Here is a 715-nt window from a genome sequence, read left to right on the forward strand (position 1 = left end):
GGGCGCGCCGGGGTGGCGGCACGCTGCTCCCGGGCGGCGGTGCGCTCCGGGTTGGTGGAGCGCACCGGGGCGCCGGGGCGGGGGTAACGCGCTCACCGCGCACCACCCGCGGTCGCGTGTGCGGAGGCCCGGCCCAGGACGTGCGCGGAGGCGCGGCCCAGGACGTGTGCGGAGGCCCGGCCGAGGACCCGGATCGCGCGGGCGAGGAGCACCGCGGCTCCGGCGCCGCAGGCGAGGGCGGCGACCGCGCCGGTGCCACCCTCGGCGACCAGGCGTTCGACGGGCGCCGCGAGGAATCCGCAGCCCGGCAGGCGCCCCGCGAGCACCAGGGCCACGGCCGCCGCCTGTGTGGCGCCGACTGTCGCGTAGACGAGGGCGGGGGCCCGGCGGGCGCCATGGGTGCGGAGCATCCGGCCGAGCCACAGGAGCGCGGCGAGCGCGGCGGCGCCGGTCAGTGTGAGGGCCGCGTCCGGGCCGGGCACCGGCAGGGCGGCGACTCCGGTGAGCAGTACGCCCATCGCGCACAGGAACAGTGTGAACACGATGATCAGCAACGGCCGTACGGACGCGGTGAATTCGGCGAGTCCCCGGCTGGCGCCGAGCCTGCCGCCCGCCCGCACGGCGAAGAGCCGGGCGCACCACATGCCGGGCGCGACGGCGCCCGCGAGGACGAGGGCCGCCGCGGCCGACGGCGCCCAGGGCCCGTCGGGCCGCC

1 pseudogene is annotated in these 715 nt (G+C 80.0%); it reads right to left on the minus strand.

Annotated features, from left to right (window positions below):
• Window positions 1–92: 92 nt before the first annotated feature.
• Window positions 93–715 (minus strand): annotated as a pseudogene (locus STRAU_RS37960) (hypothetical protein); the annotation flags it as partial.

Origin of the sequence: Streptomyces aurantiacus JA 4570 (assembly GCF_000414115.1) — a bacterium.
GTDB classification, from domain to species: Bacteria; Actinomycetota; Actinomycetes; order Streptomycetales; family Streptomycetaceae; genus Streptomyces; species Streptomyces aurantiacus_A.